Genomic DNA, 25,716 nt, shown 5'->3' on the forward strand with positions numbered 1-25,716 from the left:
TCGGGCTCATCGTGCTCCGTCGCCGCGAAGAGTTAGACCTCGCGGAATGCCCTCTCGGAAACTGCTCTCTCATAAGGAATCCCGCTTCGCGTAGCGCAACAAGCGAGGTGGTGACCCGATCCGGTGGATGTGACGATGCGATGGTGCCGGGCGCGGGCAAAGATCAGCCGCCGATCAGGGGAGCATTCATGTCCGAAAGCGACGAACAGTCCACTGTGGCCAGTGCCGCCGTCCTGCCGGAACCGGAACGGATGGCGGCGCAAAGCAGCATCCAGCGCGTCGTCGACGCGTGGGCCGCGCACGACGCGCAGGCGTTCGCCGAGGCGTTCACTCCCGACGGGAGCATGATCCTGCCCGGTGTCTACGCGCACGGACGCGCTCAAATCCGGTTCTTCATGGCGAGTGCATTCGCCGTTCCCTACTTCGGCACCCGGGTGACGGGAGCGCCGATCGAGGTGAAGGTGTTGTCCCCCAACGTCGTGGTCTTCGTCAACAACGGAGGAGTGCTCGCACCGGGAGACCGGAAGGTGACACCGGAGCGAGCCATTCGCGCGACCTGGGTGGTCGTCAAACACGACAGCCGGTGGCAGATCGCCGTCTACCAGAACTGTCCCGCCGGAACCGCGTGAACCGAGCACGAGAAGGAGAGCACCATGGGTGATCGAGTGGGACGGCGAGCGGTGGTGCTGGGCGCGAGCATGGCGGGGCTGGTCACCGCACGGGTCCTCGCCGAGGAGTACGAGCGGGTGACGGTCATCGACCGGGACGAGGTGACCGAGGTCGAGGACCCGCGCCGCGGGGTACCGCAGGGTGCGCACGCCCACGCGCTCCTGGCTAAGGGACAGCAGACCTTGGAGGCGTTGTTCCCCGGGATGACCGAGGAACTGCGCGCCGACGGCATCCCGATGGTCGACATGGGCGAGATGCATTGGTTCTTCGAGGGCAGGACGTGGCGGCCCGCGACGACGGGGCTCGTCGTGGCGTCGGTGGCGAGGCCGTTTCTCGAGCGCTGGGTCCGGGCCAGGGTCGCCGCGCTGCCGGAGGTCGAGTTCGTTGAACGGTGCGACATCGTCGGCGTCCGGACGACCCCGGACGGTGGACGGGTCACCGGTGCCCGCGTGCGACGGCATGGCGCCGCTTCGGACGAGGAGGTGCTGGAGGCGGACCTCACGGTGGACTGCACCGGCCGCGGCTCCAGGATGCCGGTCTGGCTCGAGGAACTCGGGTACGCGAGGCCGGAACAGGAGCAGGTGAAGATCGGGCTCTCCTACACCACCTGCGAGTTCGACCTGCCTGACCGGCCATTGACCGGGAGCCTCTCACTGATCCCGCTGGCGACGCCGGGCAGTCCGCGTGGCGCGTTCTTCGGCAGAGTGGGCGGGGACCGGCACATCCTGTCCCTGACCGGAATGCTGGGCGACTGCCCGGACCCCGGTCTGGAAGGCTTCTTGGCCTATACGCGTTCGTTGCCGGTACCGGCCATACACGACGCCGTCGGCACGACCCCGCCGGTCGCCGAGCCGGTCACGATCCGTTTTCCCGCCAGCGTCCGCCGTCGGTACGAGCGGCTGAGCCGCTTTCCCGCGGGGGTACTGGTACTGGGCGATGCCGTGTGCAGCTTCAATCCGGTGTACGGCCAGGGGATGACGGTCGCCGCGCTGGAGGCCGTCGTGTTGCGTGATCAGTTGCGCGAGGGGCGGGTACCGGAAGCGGGCCGGTTCTTCCGGCGTATCGCGGAGGTCGTCGACGCGCCGTGGGCGATCGCGGCCGGGGGCGACCTCAGCTGGCCTGAGGTGGAAGGCAAGCGCACCACCCAGGTGCGGATGGTGAACGCCTACATGGGCAAGCTCCAGGCGGCCGCGACCACGGATGGGCGGATCACCCACGCGTTCATGCGAGTGGCGGGCCTGATCGAGCCGCCGACCGCGTTGATGCGCCCCTCGGTGGTCGCTCGCGTGGTGCGGGGCTCCCTGCGGCGTTCCGGTCGTGCTCCCGGCACCCGGCCGATCGAACAAACCGGCGCGAAGGCATCCTGAAGCTGGACTCCCGTGCCGAAGGCCAGGATCACACGGATCCCCGGCCTTCGGCACGGGAGTCAGCCGGCATCGTGCTGGGATGTCGCGGGGACACGGTCGAGGATGGCCAGCAACGCGGGGGGATCGGCGATACGCCTCGGGCGCAGGTGTACATCGATCCGCTGGACACTGCCGGGGTGGACGGTGAACGGGCCGTGCACCCCGATCGACGGCACGCTGTCTGCGGAAGTTTCGATCGTCGCACAGCGGGCGAGCACGTACCACGTTCCGGCGGGCACCTGTTCGAGAATGAAGGGGCCCGGTCGCGAGAGAATGGCGCACCCGGCGGGGCTTCCTTCTGGCAGGGGATCAGGGAACAGTCCGACGAACGCCGGAGCGATCATATCCGTCCGGGGCGACAGCAGACGTCCGCGGACCACGGCGGTCGGCTTGCGTGGAGCCTGGCCGAGCCTGCCGAATCGCAACCCCGTCCGGCACGGCAGGCCGCCGTATTGGCGGTAGACGCTGGGTGGCAGACCGACACAACTGGTGAAGCGGTTACCGAACGTGCCGACGCTGGCATAGCCGACCCGGTGGCTGATCTCCATTGTGGTGAGGTCGGTCGACCTGAGCAGTTGCTTGGCGTGCTCCAGTCTCAGCGCCGAGAGAAACCGGCCAGGTGAGATTCCGGTGATTCTGTGAAACATTCTTGAGAAATGGAACTTGCTGTACATCGCGGCGTCGGCCATATCGCCGATCGTGATCTTTTCGGAAAGTCTCTGTTGCATGAGCAAAATAGCGCGATTGATACCTTGTTCTATTTCCTGTTCCACCAACGTCCCTCCTCCGAAGATGGTTTATCCGCATACTTCAAGCCGAATGCGAGGCTTTGGCGGTGCGCGTATTCCGGCCGCTGCGGGCATGCGGAGACCGCGCCCGAGTCCCGTCGAAGCCACCTGCGAAGCGTTCAAGGGCGCTCCGTCACGGTGTTCTAAACGGCTGCGGAAGTCGCCCGCCGGACCTGAGGGCTTGTCGCCCACATGTTCGACGGGGTGTCACTGTTTCCGCCATGGTTCCCCCCCATAGAATCGCACCTTGATCACACAGTACCGTCCGTCGCGGGGGCTTTAGCGTCATGCGCTTAGGTAAGCAACGTCGAAGGGCGTCGGCGCTCGGTGAAAGCAGTAGGCCATTTAGCGAGTGGTACATGTGAGTGACCACAGCCGTTTGGTATCACCCATCTTTCGTAGCAGTCGCACCGCGCGAATTGTGAACCAGGCACGGATTCGTTGGCCGGACTGACGTCCGGCGCCGCCGGGTGTCAGTCCGGCACGCCGTAGGTGATTCCGGCGGTCTGCAGCAGTGCAAGCCGAAGTTCGGTATAGGTCCGGCCCAGCACGCGGAGTGTCTCCGCGGCCGTCTTGGTGTCACCTGTCACGAGCGGAAATTGGAGCGAACCGATCAAGCGCGCCTGGCGCTCCATGACGCGGGCCGCGGCGGTGCAGCCGATCGACCCGAACAAGAAGGCCGCGTCCGACAGTCGCATCGCCCCGCCGCTGATCTGGTACTCCACCAGGTACTTGTGCTGCATGCGGCCCAGCCCCGACTCCACCATCTCGGCCAGTCGCTCCGCGCTCGTGGCGGAGTCCGGCCCGTCGAGAAGCTCGATCGCCCGGGGAATGGATTCGCGCAGCGCCGAGACGAGGTCCACCTCGCGCTCCCTGCGGAAGTTGGTGCGGGTCGTGTAGGGCTGCACCGGGTAGCCGACCGTGTCGGCGGCCCACGCGGTCAGGAACGCCTCGGTCGGCACGGTGGCGAACGGGTACCCGTGGGGATCGTGCATGAGGATCAAATCGCCCTCGACGCCGAAGACCACCACGTGGTGGTCGGCCCCGATGGGCTGCCCGAGCCCGGGGTGATGGGGAAGCAGTCCCATCTCGACCGGGCCGGCGAGAACCGGATGCGCCGGGGTCGCGTGCCGCAGGATGCTCATCGCTTCGTCGCGCGAGCCCCCCTGTTGGTCGAAGGTCCATCCGAGAAGCTCGAGTGCGGTCCGAATGCCGTCCGGCGGAAGCCAGTCCTTGGCGCAGAAAAAAGGGAGATCCTGTTCGACCATTCCCGCGCTTTGAATGCTCAGTCCGAACGGCGATCCGCCCAGTACCTCCAGTGCCGCGGTCCCGGGACTGTGTGGCTGGATCATCATCGTCAACGCGTCAGAGGCGCAGTATGGTCCGTTTCCGTGATACTTAACCACCATGGAAGGAGTATGACTGGATTCTCATTGTCATTACCCATTCGTATTTGCGCTTGTCTGAGCAATACCGGAGTGAGATGGCGCGGCGGCGATCACGCCGGGGATAGTGTCAGCCGGGATAAGGACCGACCGGCCACTGCCCGAATGGGCGGACGAAAGGCCGGAAGTCGCCTTCCGAAAAGCGACATCAGGGCCCGGCGGCGTCCCTCCGGTCCCGCTTGGCGCGTGGGCGAGGAATGGGGGAGCGGACATGCCAGACCCGGTCATTGTGGTTATCGATCGAGTCCCGGCGTTCGGGGCCGGGCTGGAGGCGATACTCGCCGGCGACGGATTCGAGGTGGCGACTCCGGCGCGGCCGTCGGCGTGGTTGCGCCAACGCCAGGTCGCGGCCGCGGTGGTCACGCTGCGCGGGCACGAGGACGTCGATCGACTGCAGGAGCTGAGCGAAGAGTTCACCGGCCTCGTGCTCGTGGCGATCCTCTCCTCCTCGGCGCACTCGGTGTACGCCACCGCGCTGCGGTCCGGTGCGCACGCGGCGGTCAGCTGGGATTCCGCGCCCGCGGACATCCTCGCGGTGGTCCGTGCCGCGATGGCGGGCCGGACGGTCCTGCCCACTCCGACCGCACGTGCGCTCGCGAAGTCGGCGCAGGATCGGCCGCAGGGCACCGGCCTGCGACCACAAGAGGTCCAGTGGCTTCGCGTGCTCGCCGGCGGCGGCTCGGTGGTGGAATTGGCCCGTGCCGAGGGGTATTCGCAGCGGGAGGTCTTCCGCCGGTTGTCGGCGGTGTACCGCCGGATGGGCGCCCGCAACCGGCAGGAGGCGATCGCCCTCGCCGGCCAATGGGGGCTGCTGGCCCCGGCCTCTCGGTAGTTGCGCAGTGTGGACAGTCAACCGATTGTCCGGGTGGTAAGTGCTTGACCGACCGTCGTTGATCTGGCTAGCGTCGATGGTAGGTCCGGTTCCGGACTTGCTCGCACCATTCCCACGCAGATATCCCACGCCGGATTCACTCCGAATTCCGGTCGTCTCTTCTCCTTGTCAATCGGAGGTATTCGATCATGTCTTCGCGGAAAACCGGTTTCGTCCGAAAGCTCGCACTGATCATCGCCACCGGTTCCGGTGTCGCGGTACTCGGCGCCCTTCCGGCCGCCGCGGCGGCTCCCGGCGCCACCGTTACGCCGTCGTCCGGTCTGCAGAACGGCCAGTCCGTCACGGCGGAGGGCACCGGATTCCCTGCAGGGGAACAGATCGGCGTCATGCAATGCGGTCCGGGTGACTGGCCGGCGGTCAGTTGCGACTTCGCCGACCGGGTGATCGTGACCGCGAACGCCGGTGGCGGGTTCACCACGCCGGTCATCGTGCGCGCCTCTTACGATGGCGTCGATCCGGTGGAGGGTAAACCCGCGGGCACGGTCGACTGCACGGCGGTCGCTTGCTCGTTGCGCTTCGGGAGTATTACCAACGGTTCCGTCTTCGCGAACCCGGTAATCCTGGGCTTCGGCGCTTAGCTCCGGGTCTCTCAATTCGCCGACCCCGCACTGAGCGGGTTCTTGCCCTGCCGGAAGTACGTGAAGGCCCCCTTCCCTCGGCCGCACCGAGGGAAGGGGGCCTTCATTGAGTATCTTGCGCTCTCAAGCTGTCCTTTGTGGATGATCAATAGGAGCTGGGTCACGCGGACATTCGGTCAGGGCAGGGGGGCGCGCCTTCGCGCCTTACCCGTGCCACTCGAGCTCGATAGCTTGGAACCAACAGAAGATCATGACTCTTCTCGACTACCGGGGTGACGCCGTTGCATGCGATTGTCTTGGTGGGAGGAAAGGGATCCCGCTTGCTGCCGTACACCAGAACCCGGCCGAAGGCGCTGCTCGAACTGGGTGGCCACAGCGTGCTGGAGATCATTCTGCGCCGACTCCGCGCGTTCGGGTTCGACCGCGTGACTCTGTGCGTCTCACATCTGGGCGAGCAGATCCGCGCCGAGATCGGGGACGGCGCGCGACTGGGCTTGTCCGTCGACTACAGTCTCGACGAGCGGCCGCTGGGCACCGCCGCGCCGCTCCGGCTGGCGCCGGGATGGACCGACCCGGCCGTCGTCATGAACGGCGACATCCTGACCACCCTCGACTTCGCGGACCTGCACCGTGCGCACGAGCGCACCGGCAGTGTGCTCACGGTCGCCTTCCTGCGCCGCCGGTTCACGGCGGGCGTCGGACTGGTGCGCCTCGAAGAGGGCCGCGTCATCGAAGTCATGGAGAAGCCGACGTTCGGCCTGAACGTGTCGTCCGGGATCTATGTCGTCAGCCCGTCGGCCCTTGACCATATCCCGGAAGGGCCCGCCGATATGCCCACGCTGATCAACAACCTGATCGGCCACGGCGAGCCCGTACACGGCTACGGTTTCTCCGGGTCGTGGCACGACATCGGTACGCCGGCGCGGTATGAGGAGGCGAAGAAGGCCTTTCAGGCCGAACCCCGCCGCTACCTCGAACCCGGGCCCCCGGGGGCTACCGAGCACGTCGCGGTGGACGAACTCGCCGCGGTGCGGGACATCGGTCTTCTCGTCGACAGCGGGGGCCACCAGCGAAAGGAAGCACGAGCGTGACGAGCCTCCCGGACGTGCTCGTGGTGTTCGGCGGCTACGGACGGGACTTCGCCGGCGCCGAGCGGATGGCGTGGCGGACGCTGGAGCGGCTGGCCCGGCCCGGTCGACGGGTAGCGGTGCTCACCGACAGCGTCGGCGCGACCGGTGAACACCGCCCACGGGCTGTGCCGGTGTTCGGCAGTGAGGCCGACGTACACCGGGCGCTACCGGGGTGGCGGCCGTCAGTGGTGCATGCCTTCGACCTCGCCCGGCCCGCCTGGGTGGCGGCGGCCGCGGAGCTGGCGGACCGCTATCGGGCCACGTTCGCACTCACGCCCGCGTCGGCCGTCCAGGTGTGGCCCGAGCCCGAAACCGCGGCGGCGCTGTGCCGCCGGGCGGACGTCCTGTTCACCCTCACCGGCACCGAGAACACTGTCCTCACCGGATACGGGGTGCCACCGTGGCGGATCTGGGCGATCCCGCACGCCGCCGATCTCGTCGGCACCCCGGACGCGAGCGGCTTCCGGCACCGGTACGGAGTGGACGGCCGGATGGTGCTCTTCGCCGGACGACGTACCGCTTCCAAGGGGTACCGGCGCCTGCTGGCCGCGACCGGGCCGGTGTGGGAACGCCTGCCGGACACGTGGTTCGCCTTCATCGGCCCGAACGCCGACGCCGAAGCCGAAGCGGCGTTCCTTGCCAACGCGGCACCTCGGCTGCTCGACCTCGGCATGGTGGACGAGCAGACGAAGCACGACGCACTGGCGGCCTGCGACCTGCTGTGCCTCCCCACCGTGGCCGATGTCTTCCCACTGGTGTTCGTCGAGGCGTGGACCTGCGGAAGACCGGTGGTGAGCGGCGACTTCCCCGGGGTGGAGGACGTGCTCCGGCCCGGTGTGGACGGTCTGGTCGCCGGGCCGGGACCGGCCGGTCTGGCCGCGACCCTGATCGACGCCTTGCGCGACGAGAAGGGGCTCGCGGCCATGGGACAAGCCGCACTGCTGCGTGCCAGGCGCGAGTTCGGCTGGGACAAGGTGGCAGCCGCGGTCGAGGACGGATACGGATCGGCGATCGGGAGGACCGGATGAACGACACGCCGCCGCCGTGGCGGGTTACCTTGGCGGACAACACGATCGGCGAACCGGAGATCGATGCCGTCACCGCGGTGCTGCACTCCCGCTGGCTCTCCGCCGGTGCGGTGACCCGCGAGTTCGAACACGACTTCGCCGAGCGGCTCGGTGTCCCCGACGCCGTGGCGGTCAGCAGCGGGACAGCGGCACTGCACCTCGCGGTCCTCGGCCTGGGGCTGGGCCCCGGTGACGAGGTCGTGCTGCCCGCGCTGAGTTTCGTCGCGGCCGCGGCGGTCGCCACACTCCACGGCGCGACACCGGTCTTCGCCGACGTGCGCTCCGAGACCGACCTCACTGTCGACCCTGCCGACGTGGCTGCTCTGCTCACGGACCACACGAAGGCGGTCGTCGCGATGCACTACGGCGGTTACTCCGCCGATCTCGCCGCACTGCGGGAGATCACCGCGCGGCGCGGCATCCGGTTGATCGAGGACGCGGCGCACGCGCCCGTCGTCCGTGACGGCGACCGGATGCTCGGCACGGTGGGCGACGTGGGTTGTTTCAGCTTCTTCGCCACCAAGAACGTCACCACCGGCGAGGGTGGGATGGTGGTGGCGGCCGACCAATCGGTACTCGACGAGATCCGGCTGCTGCGCTCACACCATTTGACCCGGTCGACCTGGCAGCGCGCGCAGACCGGGCAAGCCGACTACGACGTCGACGGCGTCGGGCTCAACTACCGTCCCACCGAGATCTCCTCGGCGCTCGGCCGGATCCAGCTCGGACGGCTCGACCGGGATCGAGCACGCCGCCGGGAGCTGGTGGCGGTCTACCGTGACCGGTTGCGGAGGATCCCGGGCCTGGTGATCCCGTTCGACGGACGCGACGACGACAGCGCTCACCACCTGATGGCGGTCCTGCTACCGCCGGGCAGCTCGCGGGAGGAGGTACGGGACACCCTGTCCGCGGCCCGGATCCAGACGTCGGTGCACTACCCGCCGACCCACCGGTTCACCCGCTATCGCTCCGTGGCGAGCAGGGCATTGCCGGTCACCGAGAGGGTCGCACCTCGTCTGCTCTCACTTCCCTTGCATAGCCGCATGTACGACGCTGACGTCGAACTCGTCGCCGACGTGCTGGACACCGCCCTGCCCCGGCCGCGGTGAAGCTGTTCATGTCAGCCGCGTAAGTGCAGGACTCTCGGGTGGGTGTACTCCACGAGACCCCAGTAGCCGTACTCGACACCCATCCCCGACTGCCGGACGCCCCCGAAGGGCACATCCGGCCGGAGGTCGCCATGGGTGTTGACCCAGACCGTTCCGCAGTCGAGCCCGGTGGCGACCAGGCGCGCGGTCTCCCGGTCGCCCCATACCGAACCGCCGAGACCGAACTTCGTCGCGTTGGCCCTGTCGATGGCTTCGTCCACCGAGGAGTAGGCGATGACCGGGAGCACGGGACCGAATTGTTCGTCGTTCTCGAGCCGGGTTCCCGGCGGCAGGCTTGTCACGATCGTCGGCGGATAGAAATGGCCGGGGCGGTCGAGGACGACGCCACCGGTGACGATCTCGGCGCCCGCGTGGGCCGCCTCGGTCACGAAGCCGTGCAACCTGGTCAGCTGGGGTTCGCTCACCACCGGGCCGAGGTCGGTCGCCGGGTCGGTTCCCGCCCCGATCACGGTGGCCTTCGCTTGTGCGGCAAAGGCTTCGACAAATTCCGACCGATCGGCGGCGGGGACGTAGACTCGTTTGACCGCGGCGCAGAACTGACCGCTGTTGGTCATGGCGCTTGCGTACAGCCGCTCGGCGGTGGTGGCGATGTCGGCTCCGGGAAGCACGATCGCGGCGTCGTTGCCACCCAGTTCCAGCACGACCCTGGCGAAGCGGGCGGCGGCGGAACGCGCGATCGCCGTACCGGTCTCGACCGAGCCGGTGAAGGAGATCAACCGGACCGCCGGATGCTCGCACAGGGCGGCACCCAGGCGACCCCCGCCGGCCACCGCCGCACAGACACCCCTCGGCAGCACCTCGGAGAGCAGCTCCGCCATCCGCGTGGTCGCCAGCGGTGTCAGCGGGGACGGTTTGAGCACCACCGTGTTCCCGGCCAGCAGCGCGGGGGCCAGTTTCGTCACCGCCAGGATGAGCGGGAAGTTCGACGGCGCGATCGCGGCGACCACTCCGTGCGGAACGTGCTCGACGGTGATCCGGGTTCCCCCGTCGGCGACTGTTTCCGGTTCGAGTGAAAGTGCGGCGGTGTGGTCGAACCAGTCTGCCGCGACGTCGACCTCGGCGTAGGCCGATCGCAGGGGTTTGCCCTGTTCCCTGGTGAGCAGGGTGGCCAGTTCCTCCCGGCAGGCCGCGATCGAGGCACCGCAGGCCCGCAGGGCGGCTCGGCGGGAATCCGACGGAGTTCGCGCCCAGTCTGGCTGGGCGGCCGAGGCGGCGGTGACGATCCCGCCGAGTTCCGACGGCGAGGTCGCCGCGATCTCGGCGAAGACGGAACCGGTGGCGGGGTCCTCCACGGCGATCAGGTCGGTGGTGGCACCGCGCCCCGGTTGAGACGTCATCGACCGCTCCCGCCACTCGACTGCACCGGCCGTTTTCCAGCCTGACCGGGAACTCCGCGATCGGGAAGGTGCCCTTGTGACCTGCCCGGCCGGCCAGGTGTTTCGCGCGCTCCAGGGCCGCTTGTCCGGCGTCCGTCCTGTTGCGACCGTGAACCGACGGTGTTCGTGGGTCGCTTGTCCTCGCGGAGGTGACGCGGTGGTGCTCAAGGCATACACGGCGGCGGTGATGTCGATGATGGCCGCGGCTCACCCGGACGTCGGCGGCACCGTGACCGACGCCGCACAGGCGCGCCGCATCCACGCCGAAGCCCGGTTCCCGCCCGGCCCGCCCGTCGGATCCGTCGAGGACGTCGACCTGGACGGCGGTCTCTCGGTACGCGTCTACCGGCCGCGAGATCCCGGCGCAGGAGGTGCCCTGCCGGTGGTCGTGTACTTCCACGGAGGCGGGTTCGTGCTGTGCGACCTCGACACCCACGACGGCGTGTGCCGGATGATCGCGGAAAGGACACCGGCCGTCGTGATCGCGGTGCACTACCGGCGCGCTCCCGAGCATCCGTTCCCCGCCGCGGTCGAGGACGCCTACCGCGCGGTGCGCTGGGCGGCGGAGAACGCCGCGGCCTACGGCGCCGCACCGGACCGGCTCGCAGTCGCGGGAGACAGCGCGGGCGGCACTCTCGCCACCGTCGCCTGCCTGATGGCGCGGGACCAGGGCGGACCATCCATTCGCTTCCAGCTTCTCGTCTACCCGGTGACCGACTGCTTCGCACCGAGGACCGAGCACGCCCGGGGATTTCACCTGACACGACGCCAGATGACCTGGTTCATCGAGCAATACCTCGCCGACTCCGCCGACGGAGGACAGCCCTACGCGTCACCGCTGCGTGCGCCCGACCTGAGTGGCCTGCCGCCGGCGCTGGTCCTGACCGTCGAGCACGACCCCCTGCGCGCCGAGGGCGAAGCCTACGCGCGACGACTGGCCGACGCCGCCGTCCCGGCCACCCTGCACCGGGTCGACGGGTTGTTCCACGGCGTGTTCGGGCTCTCGGGGCTCTTGCCCGAGGCAGGCGAACTGGAGCGCCTGGCGGTCGCCGCGCTGAGAGACAACACACGCTCGACCACGACGAGAAGGGGATGAGATGCACGATCAGGCGATCGACCTGGTGCCCGCCATCGGCAGGGTGATGGGCGAGGTGCTGACCCGTGAACCGCTGGACGGCGAGGACGACTTCTTCGCCTGCGGAGGCGATTCCGTCCGGGCGGTGGAGGTGCTCCAGCGGCTGGCTTCGGAACACGGTCCGGCTGGAGAGGAGGCGTCGGACATCTTCCAGGCCCAGTTGCTGCTGGCGATCTTCGACGATGCCTCGCCCGCGGCGTTGGCGTCGGTGATCACGTCCTATGTGGACTGAAGGGGCGGCGACGCCGGTACGCGCGGTGCTGCGGGCGAGGCTGAAATGGAATCGGGAGCGGGTACCGGATCGGATCGCCTTGCGGGTCGCCACCGCGACCGGCTGGGACCACACCACCTGGGCGGAAATCGACGACGCGGTCACCCAGGTCGAGCGACGCGCGGCCGGGCTTCCCGGCGGGCCGGTCGTCGTGGTGGCCAACGGCGACGCCGACAGCGTTACCACGCTGTTCGGCCTGATGACGTCGGGCGTGAATGTCGTGGTGCTGGAATCACATTCGTCCATAGTGGACGATCCGCGTTCGGTGGTGCATCGGATCGGCGCGTCCACTGTGGTCGGTGTACCGGAGCGGCCACACCGGGCCTGGCGTGCGGAGACGGCTCCGCCGGGCACCGTCGGGTTCGGCGCACCGGACGGCGAGGTGTTGCAGCTGACGTCCGGGTCGACCGGTGAACCGAAGCTGGCTCGCCAGCCGCTTCGCAACGTGTTGTCGGGTGCGTTGACCTACCGGCGGACCTTCGAGCTGACCGCGGACGACTCGGTCGCCGTCGCCGTCCCCGTCGCGCATTCGTTCGGTCTGATCGGCGGACTGCTCGCGTCCTTGGTGTCCGGGGCGGATGTGTGGACATTGCCCCGGTTCACCGTCCGCAGAGCGGTCGAGGCGCTCGACGGTGGTGCCACGGCTTTGCTGGCCACGCCGCTCGCCTACCGGCTGCTGATCCCGGCGCTGCCGACGGCGGGGCGGGCACTGAGAGTGGCGCTGTCCTCCGGCGCGCCACTCACCGACGAGCTGGCGAACGGCGCGCGACGCCGTCTGGGCTGTCCCGTGCGCCAGGTTTACGGCAGTACGGAGACGGGACTGATCGCCTGCCATCCGGCGTCGGCGACGGTGTGGCCCGCCAGTTCGGTGGGAACCGCGCCGCCGGGAACGGAACTGCGGGTCGACGACGCGGGAAGGGTGCTGGTGCGGACCCCGACGTTGTTCGAGGGTTACGCCGGCGCGACCGGCCCGGCCCGCATCGAAGACGGCTTCTACGACACCGGCGACACGGGTCGTCTCGAAGACGGCCACCTGTTCCTCACCGGCCGCAAGACGACGTTCGTCAACGTGGGCGGGAGAAAGGTCAATCCGCAGCGGATCGAACGATTCCTCGGTGCGACGCCCGGTGTGCGGGATGTCGCGGTCTACGGCGACAACGACGACGGGACCGGTGAGCAACGCCTGCACGCCGCGGTGGTGCTCGCGCCGGGCACGACCACGCGGGACGTGCTGGCGTCCTGCCGCGAGCTCGGGTTGTTGCCTTACGAGACACCCCACCGCCTGGTGGTGTTGGAGCGCGTACCGCGGACGGCGATGGGGAAGGTCGACGCGCGGCTGCTACGGGAGGCGCTCGGCGCCGCCCGCGACGACGAGAGCGAGGGAGTCACATGAATCATCCAGGAGCCCCTCCGGGCGGCGGCCCGATCGCCGTGATCGGCTTGGGGTACGTCGGACTGCCACTGGCCCTGTCGTTCGCGCGACAGGGCAGGACGGTGGTCGGTGTGGAGACGGACCCCGAGGTCAGATCGTCGCTGGCCGCCGGCCATCCGCGGTTCCACGAGCCGGGGGTGGCCGAGCTGCTGAGGGAACAGCTGGGGGAGCGGTTCACGATCGCGGCGGAGCCGCCGTCATGGCCGGACGCGGTGGTGATCTGCGTCGGCACCGCCGTGGACCCGGAGACGAAGCGACCGAATCTGGCCCATCTGCGGGCCGCCGTCGACGACATCGCGCCATGGGTGGACGACGACACACTGGTGGTCGTCCGCAGCACCGTGCCGGTGGGCACCACCCGGAAGCTGGTGCGTGCCCGGCTGCGGGACCGGGGGGTCGATCCGCTGCTCGCGTTCTGCCCGGAACGCACCATCCAGGGGCGCGCGATGGCGGAGCTGTCAGAGCTGCCCCAGGTCATCGGCGCGATCGACGAGCGGTCCCTCGCCAGGGCGAAGGAGCTGTACGCGCCGGTCGCTCCGGATCAGGTTCCGGTGTCCAGCCCGGAAGCCGCGGAGCTGGTGAAGCTCGTCTGCAACGCGCATACCGATCTCATCTACGGTTTCGGCAACGAGGTCGCGTTGATCTCGGAGGCACTCGCGGTCGACGCCAGTGAGGTCATCGCGTCGGCGAACCTGCGGTATCCGCGGCCGGATCTGTGCCGTCCGGGGTATGTCGGAGGCAGCTGCCTGACCAAGGATCCGTACCTGCTGGCGTATTCGGCCGAGGAAGCCGGCTACCACCCGCCGATGGTCGCCGCCGCCCGTGAGGTCAACGAACGGGTTCCGCGGGCGGCGGTGCAGCACGTGCTCGCGGCGCTGGCCACGGCGGGGCGTCCGGTCAAGGACGCGAAGGTCCTGGTGTGCGGCATCGCCTACAAGGGCCACCCGGAGACCGACGACGTGCGTGGTTCGGCCGTGATCGACGTCGTCCGGCTGCTCGGGGGCCGGGTGGCGGAACTGGCGGGACACGACTACGTGGTCGGCGCTGAGCCGACCGCGCGGATCGGCCTCACCCCCGCGTCACTCGACGAGGGGATGGCCGACGCCGACGCCGTGCTGGTCCTGGTCGACCACCCCCGCTACGCGCGGGAGATCACCGCCGAAGCGGTGCGGACGCGGATGCGTCCTTCCGCCACCGTCGTCGACATCTGGGGCGTGCTCGAAGACGAGCTCGGCGCTCTTCCGGACGTGGACTACCGGAGGCTGGGCAATGGGCGCTGAACGGGTCATGATCACCGGCGGCGCCGGGTTCGTCGGGCTGCACCTGGCCCGGCACCTCGTCCGCGAGGGCAGCGAAGTCACCCTCGTGGACGACTTCTCCCGTGGACGGCAGGACGAGGACTTCCGCGAACTCGGCGAGCACGTCGCGCTGATCGAGCACGACCTCCGGGAACCGTTGCCGTTCGACCCGCCCGACGACGGGTTCGACGCCGTCTACCACCTCGCAGCGGTCGTCGGGGTGGCCAGGGTCAGCCGGAACGCGGCATTGGTACTCGACGTCAACCTGCGCTCTGCGCTGAACGTACTGGAGTGGTGTCTCCGGTACCCGCCGGGAGCGTTGTTCCTCAGCTCCACGAGTGAGGTCGCCGACGGCGCCGCCGGCCTCGGCCTGACGGCGTACCCGACGAAGGAGGACGGACCGTTCGCGCTCGCGGCTCCCGCCGCCCCGCGCGCTTCGTACGCGCTGAGCAAGGTGGTCGCGGAATCCCTGTTCCGGCAGAGCGGTCTGTCACGCTTGCGGATCGGGCGGTACCACAACATCTACGGCCCGCGGATGGGTGACGAGCACGTGATCCCCCAGTTCGTCGCACGGGCGCTCGGGAGGCTCGATCCGTTCCCCGTCTACGGCGGTACACAGGCTCGCGCGTTCTGCTACATCGAGGACGCGATCGACGCGACCGTCGCGCTCACCCGGCTCCCCGATGCCGACCCGATGGTCGTGAACATCGGGAACGACCGGGAGGAGATCCGGATCGACCGGCTCGCCGACAAGGTCGTCACGCTCGCCGGTTACCGGCCGGCACTCGACATCCACCCGGCACCGGCAGGGTCGCCCGAGCGGCGGCTGCCCGACCTCGGAAGGCTGCGCGACGCCGTGGGATACCGGCCGCGGGTGAGCCTGGACGAAGGGTTGCGCCGCACCTTCGAGTGGTACCTCGCCGAGCGCACCCGGACCGAGCCATGACCGGCTTCACCGTGCGTGCGGGCCTGTTGCTGCGCGACGGCGAGGACTTCGTCCCGGTCGGGGTCAACTATCACCCCTCGGTGGCGGGCTGTCGCATTTGGACGGACTGGGATCCGCACGCGCTGCGCTCCGACTTCGCCCGGATGGCAGCGGACGGCTTCGACACTGTGCGCCTGTTCGTCTTCTGGCGCGACTTCGAGCCCGAGCCCGGCGTTTACCGCGGCGAGTCGTTCGAACGGCTGCGTGACGCGGTGCGGTTCGCCGGGGAAGCGGGGCTGGTGTGCGTGCTGTCCCTGCTGACGATCTGGATGAACGGGCAGCGGCTGGACCTGCCGTGGCGGCGGGGCAGGGATCTGTGGCTGGACAAGGGCATGCTCGAACGGCAGGTCGAGTTCGCGAGCCGGGTCGCCGGGTCGCTGCGCGGCCTTGGCAACGTGCTCGCCGTCGACCTCGGCGACGAGGTGTCCAACGTCGAGCCCGCCGCGGCCGCGGCACTGTCCCGCGCGGATGTCGCCGAGTGGCACGCGCTACTGGCGTCGACGTTGCGCCGTGAACTGCCGGGCGTGCTGGTGACGCAGGCCAACGACGCCACGGGTGTTTTCGGCGGCTCGCCGTTCGGAGTGGACAACGCGGGAGGCCTGGATCTCATCGCTGTCCACGGATTTCCGACCTGGGCGCCAGGATCGATCGAGTCCACCATGTCGTACAAGGCGACTTCGCTGGTGCCCTTCCTCGTTCGGTTCGCGGGGGCGTACGGCCTGCCTTACGTCGACGAACTGGGTGGTTACGGAGTGAGCGACGAGGTCGCGGCCCGGTACCTCGCCGCGGCCGCGGCGGCGGCGCTCGCCAACGGCGCCGCCGGGCTCGCCGTGTGGTGCTGGCAGGATCTCACCGCCGCCACCGAGCCCTACGACCAGCGCCCCGGCGAGCGCCACACCGGGCTGCGCCGGATCGACGGCAGCCCGAAGCCCGCGCTCGCCCGGCTGAGCCGGGTAGCGGCGTCGGCGGAGGAGCTGGCGAGCTTCTCTCGCGGAGGTACCGCGTCCATCGCGCTGTACCTCCCGGAGGCCGTCCGCGCCGGACGGGGCTCATATCTGGACCCGGATTCGGGAACCGTCGCGTCGTTCTACGCGTACCTCCTGCTCAAACGTGCGCATCTCGACTTCGACGTCGTGTCCGGTCCGATCGACGGCTACCGGCTGGTGTTGTGTCCGTCCGTGACGAGGGTCGGCGCGGTGGACATCGAGCGACTCGGTGCGTGCCTCGCCGACGGCGCCAGTGTCTATTACTCGCTCGGTGACCATCTGCACGGTTTCCCCGGCGACGCGGTGGCCGGCGTGCGTCTTCAGGACTTCCGCCTGTGCGCGGACGGGCGGAAGTCGTTGTGCTGGGGCACGGACGAGTGGGCGCTGGACTGGGAGAACCGGACCGCCTCGGACGTCGTGCCGACCACGGCCGACCCGGTCGGGTTCTACCGCGACGGCAGCCCCGCGGTGTTCGTCAACGCCGTCGGACCGGGACGGATGCTGTTCTGTGGCGCGCCGGTGGAACGGCAGCTCGACCGGCCGGGGCGTCTCGAAGCCTGGGGTGGTGAGCGGTTCTACCGTCGGATCGCCGAGTTCGCCGGTGTCCTCCCCGAAATCGACTGCACGCTGCCGGAGGTGGAGGTGGTGCCTGCCAGAGCCGATCCAGGCGGGGCCGCGCTGGTCATCAACCACGGCGCCGAACCCGCGCGGGCGGTCCTGAGCTGGCGGACGGGCGCCACGGCGGAGGTGGAGCTGGAACCGAAGGACTGGCGGATCGTTCCGGCGGGAACGGGGGTGCCCGGATGAGGGGCGTGGTGTACCACGGGCCGGGAGACGTCCGGGTGGCACCGGATCTGCCGATGCCGTCGGTGCGAGGGCCGCGGGACGCCGTCGTCCGGGTCACCAGGACGGCGATCTGCGGTACCGACCTGCATCCGTACCGAGGTGAGATCCCGGGGTTCGAATCCGGCACGGTACTCGGACACGAGTTCACCGGCACGCTGGTCGACGCCGGAGATGAGGTCTCTTTACTTGTGGGGCAACGGGTTGTCGCCTCCGACATTGTCGCATGTGGACGGTGTGAACGGTGCGCGCGTGGCGAGCATTACCAGTGTGAGCTGGTGACTCTGTTCGGCTACTCGACCGTGGTCGGTGCCGCCCTGCCCGGTGGTCAGGCGGAGTACGTGCGTGTCCCGTACGCGGACGTCGTCCTGGCCGCCATACCCGACGATCTCACCGATGAGGAAGCACTGTTCGCCGGTGACATCCTGTCCACGGGATACGCCGCGATCCAGGCCACCGCGCTGCTGCCGGGACAGGTCGTCGCCGTGGTGGGCGGCGGACCGGTCGGGCTGTGCGCGGCCATGTGCGCCACCGCCGCCGGCGCCGCGCGGGTCGTCGTGATCGACCTCGACCAGGAACGCCGGGAGCACGCGAACCGGCTCGGGTTCACCGCGTCGTCGCCCGCCGGTCTCAGCGCGGCGCTCGCTCGCGCCGGTGCGCCGGACGGCGCACCGGCGGTGGTCGAAGCGGTCGGGACCGACGCCGCGCTGACCGCGGCCGTGGGCGCCGCCCGCCCCTGCGCCACGATCGCCGTCGTGGGCGCGCACCACGCACTGGATCTGCCATTCCCCGCAGGCACGGCCTTCGCCAGGGAACTCACGATGAGATTCGTTGTCGGCGACCCGATCCGACACCGGGACCAGGTGCTCGCGCTCGTCCGGGCGGACCGGCTCGACCCGGCCGCGCTCGTGTCGCACCGCATGCCGCTTTCCGCCGCCGCCGAGGCCTATCGCCTGTTCGACCGGCGCGAAGCCTTCAAGGTGGTTCTCGACGCATCCGGGTGAGGACATCCGATCAGCGGTAGCCGTTCGTGCCGCTCGGTGGCCCGCCCGTTCGCGCATTACCGAGGTCGGCGGGGGTCTGGGAACGTGAGGACATCAGCAAGCGAGGAGGACGGATGACGGCGTTGGAGGCGGTATCGGTGCATCTGCCGGAGGAGGTCACATCGATCACCCCGTACCTCGCCGATGTAGGCCTCAGCCCGGCACAAATCAAGCTCTACCACAGGTTCTACGGATTCTCCCGGCTGCGGCTCGCACCGTCGGAGTCGATCACCGAGCTGATGCTGGCCGCGGCGGAGGGGCTCGACGCGTTACGCGGCAGGGAAAACCACGTGCGGTATCTCGTGCAGGCCAAGACGATCCAGCTCGCCGCGCCCTATCCCCGCAACCCGTTGCACGAAGTTCGCGAGGCGCTCGGTCTCGACCACGCGATCGCCTTCTCCCTCACCCAGCACGCCTGCGCGTCCGGACTGCTCGCCGTCGACCTCTGCGGCAAGCTCCTCGCCGCGGACGGCGACTCGGACGCGCTGGCGCTGATCCTGGTGGGGGAAAAGGCGTTCACACCTTCGGCACAGGTGATCGCGGACTCCGCGATCATGGGCGAAGGTATGGCGGCCGTCCTGGTCACCGCGAGTGGCGAGCGGGACCGGTTGATCGGTTACGCGACCAGGACCCACGGCGAATACCACACCGGTCCCTTTCTTACGCCTGAGCTGATGGCGACCTTCGATCGGCTCTACGCGCCCGCGCTCGCGGAGGTGATCCTCGCGGCGGTGGGCAGGGCAGGACTGGAAGTGTCCGATGTGGACCTCGTACTGCCGCACAACGTCAACCAGATGTCGTGGCTCCGGGTGGCGAAGTCGATCGGTCTGCCGAGGGACCGGATCCTACTGGACAACCTGCCCGAGCTGGGGCACTGCTTCTGCGCCGACTCGTTCATCAACTACCGGACGGCGATCGACGGCGGACGCCTCCGCCGGGGAGCCCGCTACGTGATGACGTCGGTCGGTCTCGGGGCGACCTTCGCCGCGATGGTCTTCCAGCACTGAGCCGCGAGGACGACCGACAGCACCACCCACTCAGAGAAGAACAGCAGACTGGAGGCAACAACCATGGAGTCGCACAGCGTCGAGCGCGGCAAGATCGTCGAAACGGCCATCGGCCTGCTGGCGACCATGAGCAGGCGGGAGCCGGCGACGATGTCCGAGGAGACTCGCCTGTTCGAAGAACTCGGCCTCGACTCGGTCAACACGCTGGAACTGCTGATGCAGCTCGAGGAACTGCTGGACTTCCAGTTCGACGCCGAAACGCTGGAGCAGCGGTACCTGGAAACCGTCGGCTCCTTGGCCACCTACGTGGCCAAGCAGGCGAGTGTGTGACCGATGTACCTGGCGACCTCACCGGCGGTGGCGCCGATCTCGCCGGAGGCCGGCAGACGGCTGCCGTTGCGACTGGAGCGGGCCGCGAGCCGCGTCTTCGGCGAGGGCCGCCCCTACGATCCGGGCCTGATCCAGTACTTCGCCGATCTGGCGGCGCTGTACGGCCTGCGGCATCGGGACGACTACTTCACTCGCGTCCGCCGCAACACCTTCACCGACATGATCGGCGGTGTGCTGGCGGATCTGGCACCACTGGACGAGCCGTTCGACCTCGTCGTGCTCGCGCACAGTACGCCCGATGCCGAACCGGGCTGGCCCGCGTGCTTCGCCGCCGACGCGCTGCCTGGCGACCCGCTGGTGCTGGCGGTGTCGGATCAGGGTGCCGCGGCCGCTTTCACCGCGCTCCGGATCGTGGCCGACTACGCGACCGCGGACGGGTTCGATCGCGCGCTCGTGCTGATCCTGGACCAGACCACCTTGATGGACGACGATCAGCCTGCCCCGCGCGAGGTGAGGCCCGCTCTCGACGCTGTGGTCGCACTGGTGCTGAGCCGTCATGCGGACGGCGACTGCCCGGTGATCCGTTGCCAGGCCGATCTCGGACGCGATGAGGCGATCGCGTCGGTGACCGCGCTGCTGGCCGACGACCATCCCGCGGCACTGGTGGCAGGACACGGGATCGGCGTCGAACAGCCGGACCTCGATCTGGTGGTGGCCGAACCCGGCAGGCCGTGCACGGGCGTGTGGGCGGCGCTGGTCGATCGGCTGGACGACTGGGAAGCGGGACGCCGGGTGATGCTGGCCGACTACGACCCGGTACTGCGCTATCTGGGAACCTGCTCGATCGAGACACCCCCGCGCGCGACCGCCCGGCAATGGGCGCGCTGCCGGGCGGTGACGCGGGGCGAGAGCCTCGGCGCTGGATTCGACGTGCTGCTGGAGTCGGTCCCGGGCGGGCCCCCGGCGGGCCCGGGTGGGCACGTCCTCGTCCGGCGAGGGGAAGGCGAACCGGCCGAGGACGACCTGCCCGCGACATCAGGGGAATTGCTCGCCGCCGAGGGCCTCGCCGTCGGAGAGCGCGGTCCCCGCCCGGCCGCCGACGACGCGAAGTGGTTGACCGGACTCGCCTGGCTGCGGCTGGGGGCGTCCGAACAGCTCACCGACCGGTGCGTCGCGTACCTGGGGGAGCGCGCCAGCGGCGACGGCAGCCTTCTCGACCGGCAGCTGGTCGCCGGTCAGCTGGCGGACGCCCTGATCGAGCAGTTCGAGATCGAGGCCGTACTCGGTGCGCCTGGCCTCGATCCGCCGACCCTGCGCCGGGTGCACCGCCGGATCACCGACGCCGACCGCCTCCTGTCGCGGCTGCTGGCGGCGAGTGGCTTCCTCAGTGATGGGCCGGGGCGGGTGGCCTACGTGTCCCAGCTGATCGCCGACGTCTGGCTCGGCACGGAGAGCACTGGGGAACGCGGATGACCGAACTGGATGACCGTCTGCTCGCGCTGCGAACGCACGCCCGTGGCTGGGCGGGCGATCTGCGTGCCGTCGCCCTGCGGCTCGAACGTAAGCCCGACCTGATCGTGGAGTCGCTCGGCTTGCCCGCGATGGACCACGTCGGGTTGTTCCAGAGCCCGCCACGGTTCCGTCCCGCGCCACTGGTCGTCGGGTCGCACCGGTTCACCGGGGACAGCTTGCTGGAGCAGGTGGTGCTCGTCGAGGAACTGGCCTGTGGTGATCTCGGGGCACTGATGGCCGCGCCCGGCGCGCCGATGGCGGGACCGCTGGTCGCGCTGCTGGGTGACGAACGGCAGCAGGAGAACTTCTTCGGCAGGCTGGCGTCCCGGCCGACCTGGACGTTCTTCGCGCTCACCGAACCAGGTGGCGGTTCTGCGGCCACCAGTCTCGAAACCCGTCTGCGCCGTGACGGCGACGGCTATCTGCTCGACGGCGTGAAGAAGTACATCGGCAACGCCGGCCGCGCCGGGGTCGGCGTGGTCTTCGCCCGGTCGGATCCGGGGCCGCTCGGCATCCGCGCGGTGCTCGTCGACGCCGAGGACGCCGGGTACACCGCGACCGCGTTGCCGACCCTCGGGTTGAGCGCGGCGGGGCTGAGCGAACTCACGCTGCGCTCCGTCCGGCTGCCGCCGGAGCGTCTGCTCGGACGGCAGCTCTCGGCGGTCCGTCGCGGCATTCTGGGCTGGACCCGGACGTTCGACCGGCTCCGTCCCGTGGTCGCGGCGATGGGGGTCGGCGTGGCGCGGGCCGCCCACGACTACGTGCGGGAGCACCGCCGGGTTCTGCGGGGCGGCGAGCGCACTCGTTGGGAAGAGCTCGGACTGCGGATCGACGCGGCTCGACGGCTCGTGCGGCACGCGGCCGTCACCGTCGACGCGAATCCGGCGCAGGGCCACCTGGCCTCGGCGGCGAAAGTGCGCTCCACCCGGCTGGCCGAGGACGTGACCCTCGCGGCGCTCGGATTCTTCGGTCCCGGTGCCCGGCTCGATCACCCGTTGCTCGACAAGTTCGCCAGGGACGCGCGCGGCGTCGAGTTCATGGAGGGCTCGGGCGACGTGCAGAAGCTCGCCGTCCACCACCAGCTCACCCGAGGGAGGACATCATGACTCAGCCGAACAAGCACGGCGGCCCAGGAGAGGCGGCCCCACACATGCCATCCGGTCCGGGCGGTGGGCCGCCGGATCCGGCGGGTGGCCCGCCTCCCGGTGGTGGTCCGCCGCCGTGGGCGGTGCCGGGGCCGGACCGCCGTTCGATCCGCGCCGCGCTCGCGCGGCTGGCCGTTCCCATGGTGCTGGCCGAGGTCATCGGTCTGCTGGTGGTGGTCGGTGTCCAGGCGTTGCTGGGCAGGATGGACGGGGACGCGCTCTACGTACGTGCGCTGTACATGCCCGTGGCGAGCCTGTTCCTCGCGTTGTTCATCGCGTTCGACATCAGCAATCAGGTCGCCGCGGCCATCAACCGCGGCCGGGGGCGCCCTCAGGACGTGGTGCCGATGGCGCTGAGTTTCAGCCGGATGTGGCTGGCGTTCATCTCGGCTCTCATCGTCGTGCTGGCGCTCGTCGCGCCGTTGCTCGCCGACGCGCTGCTGGTGCCGCCGTCGTCCCACGACCACTTCGTTTCCTTCGTCCGTTGGATGGCGCTGGCCGAGCTGACCTACGTCGGCGTGGTCCTCTGCGCGTCCAGCCTGCGCGGGTTCGGCCATGCGCGGCACAGCGCGGCGGTGATGCTGGTGGGGGCGGGTATCCAGTTCGGCGGGGTGTGGGTGCTGGGCATCGGCGCCGGAATGGGCGCGAGCAGTGTTCCGCTGTCGATCGCGCTGTCGTCGGTCGCCGGACTGGCACTCGGGCTGTTCTTCCTGCGCCGCACTGGTCTGTGGCGGCCGGGGCAGCCGAAACCGTGGCAACCGGACGCCGTCCGGCATCTGCGGCAGGTCGGTCTGCCGGTGGCGACCACCCAGGTCATCCTGTTCGGCTCCAACCTCGTGCTGCTGCGGGTGCTCGGGGTTTTCGATCCCACGGTCGTCTCGGCCTACTCCGGCGCGTCGAGTCTGCAGATCCTGGTACTGATGCCCGGTATCGTCCTTGGCTCGGCGACGGCGATCGTGCTCAACCAGCAACGGGGGGCGGGCAAGGCCGAATGGCTGCCTGGCACGCTCCGCACCGGCCTGGAGATCGCGATCGGGACCTACGTCGTGCTCGGGGTCGCGGTGTGGGCGGCGAGCGGACCGCTGGGTTCGCTGATGTCCGACGTGCCCGAGGTGTCCCACCAGACCGCGCTGTACCTTGGCACGATCGGGCTGACCTATGTCCTGCAGGGGCCGGTCCTGGCCTCGCTGAACATCATGGAACAGATCGGTTCCGGGCTGGTCGCGGTGCTGTTGAACATCTTCTACTACGTCGTCATCGTGGTCGCCAGTGCGCTGGTCGTGGCGGCGGTGCACGACCCGGTCGCCTTCTACCACACGGTGGCGTTGGCCAACCTGGTGGGAATCACCGTCGTAGTGGCGGTGGTGGTCGTGGTCCGCAGGGCGAGCCGGATCGAGTCGGGGCAGCCCTGACGTGCGGTTTGGCGCGGTCGTGCCGTCGCGGGCGGCGGACCTCTGCCGCACATTTGGCATGGCCGGTCAGTGATTCTGCCGGGTCGGGCGCCGGAACCCGCTGCTATCAATGAGAAGCGGCGTTGTTCCGGCCGCAGCGGCACGAGCCGCCACGAGGGGAAGGGGCACAGCCATGACGCATACCGTTCCGGTCGCCGAGGACGCCGGCATGTTCAGCATCGCACTCCTGTCCGGCAACGAGGTCCTGCGGCACGGGCTGGAAATCGTGTTGAGGTCCGTACCCGGTGTCGGGACGGTTCACCGCTGCGGCAGCCGGGAGGACATCGACGGGCTGGCCGCGCTGCCGGTACTGGACTTCGTCATCGTCGCCTCGGCCGACACGCGGTGGCTGGACAGCGTCGCGGGCGCATTCGCCGCGAAGACGAAGATCCTCGTGGTGATCGACGAGATGTCGGTCACCGGTCCGGTTCTGCCCACCTCGGTTCCGGTGGACGGATTCCTGTCCCAGCAGGATCTGTCCGCCGAGACACTCGGCGAGGGCCTGCGCCGGTGCGCGCTCGGCGAACTGCCGATGCCTTCGCGGCTCGCACGGGAGTTGCTGTTCAGGGCGGACGACCCTACCTCGCGTCAGCGGATGCGGGCCGTGAAGCTGACCAGCCGTGAGACGGAAGCGCTCTCCCTGCTCGTGAAGGGGCTGAGCAACAAGCAGATCGCCCGGCGCCTGACCATCTCGAGCCACGGCGCGAAACGGCTCGTGGGCAGCATCATGCTGAAGCTCGACTCGCCGAACCGGACGACCGCGGCGGTCAACGCCATCAAAGCCGGCCTTCTCGACGATCACTGACGGGACGTAGGACCATGACCGCTGACCTGTCCGGCGAGCGCGAATCCTTCGCCGAAGTCGCCAAAACAGCACTGTGGACGGCCGCCGCGCGGGCACGGGAGAGCCGTCGCCACGACAGACTCTTCGACGATCCGTTCGCGGCGACGCTCGCCGGCCAGGAAGGCGTCGCCCTGCTGTCCCACTTCCACCCGTCGCACGCGGCCGACGAGGGCAACCCGTTCCTGGCCATCCGGACCCGCTGGTTCGACGAGTTTCTTCTGCGGTCGGCCAGGCCGGGGTGCCAGATCGTCGGTCTCGGCGCGGGTCTGGACACCAGGGCGTACCGGCTGGACTGGCCCGAAACGGCCGTCGTGTTCGAAGTGGACCAGGCGGACTTGCTGTCCTACAAGGAATCCCGCCTGTCGATGGCCGGCGCGGAAGCTCGCTGCGAGTGTCGCCGGGTGCCGGTGAACCTCACTGACGACTGGGTTGGCGCATTGTCGGACAACGGTTTCGATCCGGCCCGGCCGACGATCTGGTTCGCCGAGGGGCTGCTGTTCTACCTCCCCGAGTCGCTGGCCCGGTACGTGGTCGCGCGTACCGCCGAGCTGTCCGCACCCGGCAGTCTGTTCGCGGCCGACCTCATCGGCACCGGAATCTTCCGTTTCCCTTACCTGAAGCCGTTTCTGGGGAAACTGGAGGCGGCGGGCAGCCCGTGGCGCTTCGGCACCGACCAGCCCGGCGGATTCGTCCAGAACTGCGGCTGGCTGGTGGACGAGGTCGTCGAACCGGGTGCTCCGGCAGCCGACTACGGGCGGTGGCCCGCCTCCGTGGCGCCCGAGACGCTGCGCGACTTGCCCCGTAGCTACCTCGTCGAGGCGGCTGTCTAGACCGTGCCTCCCCGTTCGGTGCTCGGCGCATCGACCCGCAAGCGGGCGCGCCACTCACGACAGAGAGCGGCGCCGTCCCTCAGC

General features: G+C 69.3%; 24 protein-coding genes. 21 read left to right on the top strand and 3 right to left on the bottom strand.

Translation table 11 applies throughout. The features are described from left to right. Positions 1-188 precede the first annotated feature (188 nt). Positions 189-629: an SgcJ/EcaC family oxidoreductase gene (locus ACIBTM_RS26835; RefSeq protein WP_395879892.1), complete on the top strand. Its 441-nt coding sequence runs from the start codon at positions 189-191 to the stop codon at positions 627-629. Between the two features lie 24 nt (positions 630-653). Beyond that, positions 654-2,036, top strand: coding sequence for an FAD-dependent oxidoreductase (locus tag ACIBTM_RS26840; protein ID WP_395879893.1), 1,383 nt, complete (start codon positions 654-656; stop codon positions 2,034-2,036). A gap of 59 nt (positions 2,037-2,095) precedes the next feature. Here ACIBTM_RS26840 and ACIBTM_RS26845 read toward each other — a convergent pair whose 3' ends face one another. Further along, positions 2,096-2,848 carry a helix-turn-helix domain-containing protein gene (locus tag ACIBTM_RS26845; protein WP_395879947.1) on the bottom strand — a complete coding sequence of 251 codons (753 nt, stop codon included), beginning with the start codon at positions 2,846-2,848 and terminating at the stop codon, positions 2,096-2,098. Positions 2,849-3,336: 488 nt separating this feature from the next. Beyond that, complete coding sequence (locus ACIBTM_RS26850; protein ID WP_395879894.1) at positions 3,337-4,131, bottom strand: hypothetical protein; 795 nt, start codon at positions 4,129-4,131, stop codon at positions 3,337-3,339. Between the two features lie 388 nt (positions 4,132-4,519). On the opposite strand from ACIBTM_RS26850, the gene ACIBTM_RS26855 reads away from it, so the two are divergent. From ACIBTM_RS26855 to ACIBTM_RS26875, 5 genes are all read left to right on the top strand, one after another. Continuing rightward, the gene (locus ACIBTM_RS26855) at positions 4,520-5,140 is read left to right on the top strand and encodes a hypothetical protein (protein ID WP_395879895.1); all 621 of its coding nucleotides are present in this window, start codon (positions 4,520-4,522) and stop codon (positions 5,138-5,140) included. 188 nt (positions 5,141-5,328) lie between these two features. Then, on the top strand, positions 5,329-5,778 hold the full coding sequence (locus ACIBTM_RS26860; protein ID WP_395879896.1) for an enediyne antibiotic chromoprotein: 450 nt from the start codon (positions 5,329-5,331) through the stop codon (positions 5,776-5,778). Positions 5,779-6,077: 299 nt separating this feature from the next. Next, positions 6,078-6,869, top strand: a complete 792-nt coding sequence (locus ACIBTM_RS26865; RefSeq protein WP_395879897.1) for a sugar phosphate nucleotidyltransferase — start codon at positions 6,078-6,080, stop codon at positions 6,867-6,869. Further along, a complete protein-coding gene (locus tag ACIBTM_RS26870; protein WP_395879898.1) occupies positions 6,866-7,936 on the top strand; it encodes a glycosyltransferase family 4 protein in 1,071 nt (356 codons plus the stop codon). The genes ACIBTM_RS26865 and ACIBTM_RS26870 overlap by 4 nt, the downstream gene beginning before the upstream one ends. Next, the gene (locus ACIBTM_RS26875; protein ID WP_395879899.1) at positions 7,933-9,084 is read left to right on the top strand and encodes a DegT/DnrJ/EryC1/StrS family aminotransferase; all 1,152 of its coding nucleotides are present in this window, start codon (positions 7,933-7,935) and stop codon (positions 9,082-9,084) included. The genes ACIBTM_RS26870 and ACIBTM_RS26875 overlap by 4 nt, the downstream gene beginning before the upstream one ends. A gap of 11 nt (positions 9,085-9,095) precedes the next feature. On the opposite strand, the gene ACIBTM_RS26880 is transcribed toward ACIBTM_RS26875, so the two are convergent. Further along, the gene (locus tag ACIBTM_RS26880) at positions 9,096-10,481 is read right to left on the bottom strand and encodes an aldehyde dehydrogenase family protein (RefSeq protein WP_395879900.1); all 1,386 of its coding nucleotides are present in this window, start codon (positions 10,479-10,481) and stop codon (positions 9,096-9,098) included. A 196-nt stretch (positions 10,482-10,677) separates the two neighbouring features. Between ACIBTM_RS26880 and ACIBTM_RS26885 the strand changes: the two genes are divergently transcribed. The 14 genes from ACIBTM_RS26885 to ACIBTM_RS26950 all read left to right on the top strand — a co-directional run bounded on the left by ACIBTM_RS26885 (position 10,678) and on the right by ACIBTM_RS26950 (position 25,632). Further along, a complete protein-coding gene (locus ACIBTM_RS26885; RefSeq protein WP_395879901.1) occupies positions 10,678-11,616 on the top strand; it encodes an alpha/beta hydrolase fold domain-containing protein in 939 nt (312 codons plus the stop codon). 1 nt (position 11,617) lies between these two features. Beyond that, positions 11,618-11,887 (top strand): phosphopantetheine-binding protein, encoded by a 270-nt coding sequence (locus ACIBTM_RS26890; RefSeq protein ID WP_395879902.1) that lies wholly within the window; start codon positions 11,618-11,620, stop codon positions 11,885-11,887. Continuing rightward, positions 11,877-13,319: a class I adenylate-forming enzyme family protein gene (locus tag ACIBTM_RS26895; protein WP_395879903.1), complete on the top strand. Its 1,443-nt coding sequence runs from the start codon at positions 11,877-11,879 to the stop codon at positions 13,317-13,319. The genes ACIBTM_RS26890 and ACIBTM_RS26895 overlap by 11 nt, the downstream gene beginning before the upstream one ends. After that, on the top strand, positions 13,316-14,638 hold the full coding sequence (locus tag ACIBTM_RS26900; RefSeq protein ID WP_395879904.1) for a nucleotide sugar dehydrogenase: 1,323 nt from the start codon (positions 13,316-13,318) through the stop codon (positions 14,636-14,638). Before ACIBTM_RS26895 ends, ACIBTM_RS26900 begins: the two co-directional genes overlap by 4 nt. Next, a complete protein-coding gene (locus ACIBTM_RS26905) occupies positions 14,628-15,602 on the top strand; it encodes an NAD-dependent epimerase/dehydratase family protein (protein WP_395879905.1) in 975 nt (324 codons plus the stop codon). Before ACIBTM_RS26900 ends, ACIBTM_RS26905 begins: the two co-directional genes overlap by 11 nt. Then, positions 15,599-17,434: a beta-galactosidase trimerization domain-containing protein gene (locus ACIBTM_RS26910; protein ID WP_395879906.1), complete on the top strand. Its 1,836-nt coding sequence runs from the start codon at positions 15,599-15,601 to the stop codon at positions 17,432-17,434. Before ACIBTM_RS26905 ends, ACIBTM_RS26910 begins: the two co-directional genes overlap by 4 nt. After that, positions 17,431-18,474 carry an alcohol dehydrogenase catalytic domain-containing protein gene (locus ACIBTM_RS26915; protein ID WP_395879907.1) on the top strand — a complete coding sequence of 348 codons (1,044 nt, stop codon included), beginning with the start codon at positions 17,431-17,433 and terminating at the stop codon, positions 18,472-18,474. Before ACIBTM_RS26910 ends, ACIBTM_RS26915 begins: the two co-directional genes overlap by 4 nt. 113 nt (positions 18,475-18,587) lie before the next feature. After that, positions 18,588-19,520 (top strand): 3-oxoacyl-[acyl-carrier-protein] synthase III C-terminal domain-containing protein, encoded by a 933-nt coding sequence (locus tag ACIBTM_RS26920; RefSeq protein WP_395879908.1) that lies wholly within the window; start codon positions 18,588-18,590, stop codon positions 19,518-19,520. Between the two features lie 63 nt (positions 19,521-19,583). Further along, positions 19,584-19,850: an acyl carrier protein gene (locus ACIBTM_RS26925; protein WP_125795815.1), complete on the top strand. Its 267-nt coding sequence runs from the start codon at positions 19,584-19,586 to the stop codon at positions 19,848-19,850. Positions 19,851-19,853: 3 nt separating this feature from the next. Further along, the gene (locus tag ACIBTM_RS26930; protein WP_395879909.1) at positions 19,854-21,323 is read left to right on the top strand and encodes a hypothetical protein; all 1,470 of its coding nucleotides are present in this window, start codon (positions 19,854-19,856) and stop codon (positions 21,321-21,323) included. Continuing rightward, complete coding sequence (locus ACIBTM_RS26935) at positions 21,320-22,468, top strand: acyl-CoA dehydrogenase family protein (RefSeq protein WP_395879910.1); 1,149 nt, start codon at positions 21,320-21,322, stop codon at positions 22,466-22,468. The genes ACIBTM_RS26930 and ACIBTM_RS26935 overlap by 4 nt, the downstream gene beginning before the upstream one ends. Beyond that, complete coding sequence (locus ACIBTM_RS26940) at positions 22,465-23,919, top strand: MATE family efflux transporter (protein ID WP_395879911.1); 1,455 nt, start codon at positions 22,465-22,467, stop codon at positions 23,917-23,919. Before ACIBTM_RS26935 ends, ACIBTM_RS26940 begins: the two co-directional genes overlap by 4 nt. A 172-nt stretch (positions 23,920-24,091) precedes the next feature. Further along, positions 24,092-24,763, top strand: a complete 672-nt coding sequence (locus tag ACIBTM_RS26945) for a response regulator transcription factor (RefSeq protein WP_395879912.1) — start codon at positions 24,092-24,094, stop codon at positions 24,761-24,763. Between the two features lie 14 nt (positions 24,764-24,777). Next, positions 24,778-25,632 carry an SAM-dependent methyltransferase gene (locus ACIBTM_RS26950; RefSeq protein WP_395879913.1) on the top strand — a complete coding sequence of 285 codons (855 nt, stop codon included), beginning with the start codon at positions 24,778-24,780 and terminating at the stop codon, positions 25,630-25,632. The last annotated feature ends 84 nt before the right edge of the window (positions 25,633-25,716 follow it).

The sequence above is a fragment of the Amycolatopsis sp. NPDC049868 genome, assembly GCF_044461365.1.
Classification (GTDB): Bacteria; Actinomycetota; Actinomycetes; order Mycobacteriales; family Pseudonocardiaceae; genus Amycolatopsis.